Raw genomic sequence first — 6173 nt, 5'->3', positions numbered from 1 at the left:
TGAAGTCTACAAGACTCTTCACTCCCAAAATTTGCTGTAAAATTGAATAGATTCATCGCTCTTTTTTTATCAAATATAAGCCTTTTATTTAATTATGGGTAATTGCGGACAATCAATAATGCGTTTATAATTTTTTGTTAATAGTAGGTAGGAAACTTGTATTATGTAATTGAATTGTTATTTTTGTTCGTTTTAAATTTAAAGAATGGTAAGAAATTGTATTATAAATTCAATTCGCTTCTTGATTCTTAAAGTGTATATTTGCCAAAATTATTCTGGCCTTTATAAAACAGGTTTAAAGACAGTTGAATAGGGATGTTTTACAATAAATACAAATTATAATAATGCCAATAAATAAAATACAAATGAGATCCATCAATAATAGAATTGCACTTACTTTTTTTGTTTTGCTTTTTTCCAGTGTTGTAGCAAGTGCTCAAGAAATTATTAAGGATAGTGTCATTACTCCGGTTAAAAAAATCCAATCCAATCAAAAACAAAAAATTGACGGTGTAATTGCCACGGTTGGGGATTATATCATACTTGATTCTGATATTGATAAGTCGTATCTTGAGATTTCTACTCAAGGTGGATCTGTAAAGGACATTACAAGATGTCAAATGTTAGGTAAATTATTGGAAGATAAATTATATGCACATCAAGCTATTCAAGATAGTATCGTAGTTACAGATGCTGAAGTGAAAGGTATGATGGAAGATCGTTTGAACTATATGGTAGAGCAAATAGGGTCTTTGGACAAAGTGGTTAAGTACTACAAAAAAGATTCTGAGGAAGAATTCAGAACTTACTTCTCTGATATTTTAAAAGAAGGTAAGTTAAGTTCAGAAATGCAAAAGAAAATTGTTGATGCTGTAGAAATCACTCCTGAAGAAGTGCGTAATTATTTCAAAACAATACCTACTGCAGATCTTCCTTTTTTTGGTGTAGAATTAGAAGTAGCGCAAATTGTGGTTGCTCCTAAAGTTTCGGATGCCGATAAACAAAAGGTAATTGATAAACTGAATGGTTTTAAAAAGGAAATAGAAGAAGGTTCGAGTTTTTCTACAAAAGCGGTTTTATATTCTCAAGATCCGGGTTCAAGATCGAATGGAGGGTTTTATAAAATGAATCGTAAAACAGCATTTGTAAAAGAGTTTAAAGATGTTGCGTTTAGTCTTGCTGAAGGAGAAATTTCTGCTCCTTTTCAAACAGATTTTGGATTTCATATCATTTATGTAGAAAAAATTAAAGGGCAAGAAATAGAATTGCGTCATATATTATTGACACCAACAGTAACTGAAGAAGCGTTGAATGAAGCTAAAGAGAAAATTACTTTGATTAAAAAAAGAATCGAAGATAAAGAAATCACTTTTGCAGATGCAGCCAGAACATTATCTGATGAGAAAGAAACTAGAGCCAATGGTGGAGCTTTAATCAATCCAAAAACACAAGATACTCGTTTTGAGTTGACAAAAATGGATCCTACTTTTTATAGTCAAGTTTCTAATTTAAAAGAGGGAGAAGTTTCTGCTCCAATATTAGAACAAGGCGAAGAGGGAAAGAAAACATTCAAACTAATTACCGTTACGAATAGAATTGATGAGCATGCGGCGGATTATGCCAAAGATTACATCAAGATAAAAGACTTGGCTTTAAAAAGCAAACAAATTACGACTATTGGAAAATGGTTTGATGAAAAGATTAAAGAAACGTACATCAAAATCATTGGAGAATATAGAGATTGTGATTTTACAAACAATTGGCTTAAAAAATAGTTTTCTTAATCATTTACCAGATTGGAATTAGGAATAAAAATTTTTCAATAAATAAATAAAAAGAGTTAGTTTTATGATTTCATAACGCTAACTCTTTTTAATTTTAAATACTTAATACATGTCAGACGTAGCAGCAATACATAACTTGGTTCAAAAAAGGAATGAGCTAAAAACGGAGATAGCAAAAATCATTGTAGGTCAGGATGATGTGGTAGATCAAATTTTGCTTTGTATATTTTCTGGCGGGCATGCATTATTGGTAGGAGTTCCAGGATTGGCCAAAACATTGATGGTAAACACGCTTGCGCAAGCATTAGGACTTGATTTCAAAAGAATTCAGTTTACTCCGGATTTGATGCCTTCAGATATACTTGGAAGTGAAATACTAGATGAAAATCGTCATTTCAAGTTCATAAAAGGGCCTATTTTTTCCAATATTATTTTGGCCGACGAGATAAACAGAACGCCACCAAAAACTCAGGCTGCTTTGTTGGAAGCGATGCAGGAGCGTTCGGTTACTATTGCGGGTGAAAACTATAAATTAGATTTGCCTTATTTTGTTTTGGCAACTCAAAATCCAATTGAGCAGGAAGGAACGTATCCTTTGCCGGAAGCACAGTTAGACCGTTTCATGTTTGCCATAAAATTAGAATATCCTTCTTTTTTAGAAGAAGTTCAAGTAGTTAAGCAAACTACTTCTGATATAAAAAACACTATAAATCCATTATTTACTGCTCAAGAAATAATTGATTTTCAACAATTAATCCGTAGAATACCTGTTGCAGATAATGTAATTGAGTATGCAGTGACATTAGTCAGTAAAACAAGACCGGATAATCCGTTGTCTAATGAGTTTGTGAAAAATTATTTAGATTGGGGAGCTGGACCTAGGGCTTCACAAAATTTGATTTTAGCTGCCAAGGCAAATGCTGCTTTTAATGGTAAATTTTCTCCGGATATTGAAGATGTGAAAGCTGTGGCTACCGGAATTTTACGCCATAGAATTATTAAAAATTATAAAGCTGATGCCGAAGGAATTACTGAAGAAGCTATTATTCAGAAGCTGATGTAATAATCTTTAATATTGAGAAAAAAGCCAAACAAATTTCTAAAATCTGTTTGGCTTTTTTGTTTTCACTTAATAGTACAGTTTGACCAAAAAGAGCGTTTAAAAATGCAACTACAACGTTATAAGTGATAATTTAGAAAGGTTCTTAGCTGAAAACGGTGTAAAATCTCGCTCCCTAAGTATCGTTAAATTTCAACTTTCTCAAAGAAAAGATTTTAAATTGTTGATAATTCATTATTTTAATTTAAAATTGAATTTTTGACAATAAAAAGTAATGAAACTCTTTATTTTGTAATAATAATTTTTGAAAAAGCTACATCTATTATATTTTTTTTAATTCTCGGCATTAATTCCTAAATTTGCGTACAAAAAATAAAAATACCAAGAAAAGACTTCTATTATGAATACTTATAAGGATTACATTCAAGAAATTGAAGAACGAAAAGGCCAAGGACTTAACCCAAAGCCAATTGATGGAGCCGAATTATTAAGCGAAATCATTGAACAAATTAAAGATTTGAGTAACGAGTATAGAGAGGATTCTCTTAAATTCTTTATTTACAATGTTGTTCCAGGAACTACTCCTGCGGCTAATGTGAAAGCGAAGTTTTTAAAGGAAATCGTTTTAGGTCAATCAGTAGTTGCTGAAATTACGCCTGCTTTTGCTTTAGAGTTATTATCACATATGAAAGGTGGAACTTCTATAGCCGTTTTACTTGATTTAGCTTTAGGTGATGATGTTGCTATTGCAAAAGATGCTGCAGCTGTTTTAAAAACACAAGTTTATCTTTATGAAGCAGATACAGATCGTTTAGCTGAGGCTTTCAAAAACGGTAACGAAATTGCCAAGGATATTTTAGAAAGCTATGCTAAGGCAGAGTTCTTTACTAAATTACCTGAAATTGCAGAAGAAATTAAGGTAATTACTTTTATTGCTGGTGAAGGAGATATTTCAACAGATTTACTTTCTCCAGGAAACCAAGCGCACTCCCGTTCGGATCGTGAATTGCACGGTAAATGCTTAATTTCACCAGAAGCACAAGCTGAAATCAAAGCGTTAGCAGAAGCGAATCCTGATAAGAGCGTGATGTTAATCGCTGAAAAAGGTACTATGGGTGTGGGATCTTCAAGAATGTCAGGTGTGAACAACGTGGCGCTTTGGAGTGGAAAACAAGCAAGCCCTTATGTTCCATTTATTAATATTGCGCCAATCGTTGCAGGAACAAATGGTATTTCCCCGATTTTCCTTACTACTGTAGATGTTACTGGTGGTATTGGTTTGGACCTTAAAAACTGGGTAAAAAAATTAGATGAAAATGGTAATCCTGTTCGTAATGAAAGTGGTGATCCTATTCTTGAGGAAGTGTATTCTGTTGCTACTGGTACGGTTCTTACAATCAATACAAAGACAAAGAAATTGTATAGTGGAGATAAAGAATTGATAGATATTTCTAAAGCATTCACTCCTCAGAAAATTGAATTTATAAAAGCGGGAGGTTCTTATGCAATTGTGTTTGGAAAAAAATTACAAACATTTGCATCAAAAACTCTTGGTATAGCTATTGTACCTGTATATGCTCCGTCAAAAGAAGTTTCTATTGAAGGACAAGGTCTAACAGCTGTAGAAAAAATATTCAATGCAAATGCTGTTGGAACAACTCCGGGTAAAGTGTTACACGCTGGTTCTGATGTTCGTGTTACCGTAAATATTGTTGGTTCACAAGATACAACTGGTTTGATGACCTCTCAGGAGTTAGAGTCTATGGCTGCTACTGTGATTTCTCCAATTGTTGACGGTGCTTACCAATCAGGTTGTCATACTGCTTCAGTTTGGGACAATAAATCTAAGGCAAATATTCCTAGATTAATGAAATTTATGAATGACTTCGGTTTGATCACGGCTCGTGACCCGAAAGGCGTTTATCATTCCATGACAGATGTAATTCACAAAGTATTGAATGATATTACTGTAAATGAATGGGCTATCATCATTGGTGGTGACTCTCATACCAGAATGTCAAAAGGTGTTGCTTTTGGTGCTGACTCAGGAACAGTTGCTCTTGCATTGGCAACTGGTGAAGCTTCAATGCCAATTCCAGAATCTGTGAAGGTAACTTTCAAAGGAGATATGAAAGGATACATGGATTTCCGTGATGTGGTTCACGCTACACAATCTCAAATGCTTAAAACATTTGGTGGAGAGAATGTATTCCAAGGAAGAATTATTGAGGTTCACTTAGGAACGCTGAATGCGGATCAAGCCTTTACGTTTACGGATTGGACTGCAGAAATGAAAGCAAAAGCTTCTATCTGTATTTCTGAAGATTATACCTTGATTGAATCTCTTGAGATGGCAAAAGGTAGAATTCAGATCATGATTGATAAGGGAATGGATAACAAAAATCAAGTTCTTAAAGGATTGATTGCTATTGCTGATAAGAGAATTGCTGAGATTATTTCAGGTGAAAAACCAGCACTAAGACCCGATGCAAACGCTAAGTATTACGCTGAAGTTGTTGTAGATCTTGATGTAATTGCTGAGCCAATGATTGCAGATCCAGATGTGAATAATGCTGATGTTTCTAAAAGATATACGCACGATACCATTAGACCATTATCTTTCTACGGAGGAGTTAAAAAAGTAGATCTTGGATTTATTGGATCTTGTATGGTTCATAAGGGTGATATGAAAATTCTAGCTCATATGCTTAAGAACATTGATGAGCAAGAAGGTAAAGTAGAATTCAAAGCGCCACTAGTTGTAGCTCCGCCTACTTATAATATTGTTGATGAATTAAAAGCAGAAGGTGACTGGGAAATTTTACAAAAATATTCTGGTTTCGAATTTGACGATAATGTTCCTAAAGCTGCAGCACGTACTTCATATGAAAATATGTTATATCTAGAGCGTCCGGGTTGTAACCTTTGTATGGGTAACCAGGAAAAAGCCGCTAAAGGAGATACCGTTATGGCAACATCTACGCGTCTTTTCCAAGGAAGAGTTGTAGAAGATACTGAAGGTAAAAAAGGAGAGTCTTTACTTTCTTCTACACCAGTTGTAGTTTTGTCAACAATCCTTGGAAGAACTCCAACAATAGAAGAATATAAAACGGCGGTAGAAGGTATTAATCTAACCAAGTTTGCACCTTCTCATAAGTTATTAGTTAAATAATTCACATAATTAGTTAATTATAGTTTAAAAGCCTGAGTCTAATGATAGACTGCACCCAAAAGTTTAGACAAATTTATAATTAATTTTGATAATAATGAGCTCGATATTGTATCGGGCTCATTTTGTTTAAATTAGACTTGATTCTATCGTTATTGTA

3 protein-coding genes are annotated in these 6173 nt (G+C 33.7%); all 3 read left to right on the top strand.

The features are described from left to right. Nucleotides 1-344 precede the first annotated feature (344 nt). The 3 genes from QLS31_RS15920 (at nt 345) to QLS31_RS15910 (ending at nt 6016) form a co-directional block, all read left to right on the top strand. Nucleotides 345-1775 carry a peptidylprolyl isomerase gene (locus QLS31_RS15920; RefSeq protein ID WP_282744660.1) on the top strand — a complete coding sequence of 477 codons (1431 nt, stop codon included), beginning with the start codon at nt 345-347 and terminating at the stop codon, nt 1773-1775. Between the two features lie 118 nt (nt 1776-1893). After that, nucleotides 1894-2847: a MoxR family ATPase gene (locus QLS31_RS15915; protein WP_121342700.1), complete on the top strand. Its 954-nt coding sequence runs from the start codon at nt 1894-1896 to the stop codon at nt 2845-2847. 397 nt (nt 2848-3244) lie between these two features. Continuing rightward, nucleotides 3245-6016: a bifunctional aconitate hydratase 2/2-methylisocitrate dehydratase gene (locus QLS31_RS15910; protein WP_282744659.1), complete on the top strand. Its 2772-nt coding sequence runs from the start codon at nt 3245-3247 to the stop codon at nt 6014-6016. Nucleotides 6017-6173: the final 157 nt, after the last annotated feature.

This window comes from Flavobacterium sp. XS2P24 (assembly GCF_030010285.1).
GTDB lineage: Bacteria > Bacteroidota > Bacteroidia > Flavobacteriales > Flavobacteriaceae > Flavobacterium > Flavobacterium algoritolerans.
Note: the sequence above shows the minus strand (reverse complement) of the source record. Positions and strands in the feature narration are given on the sequence as shown.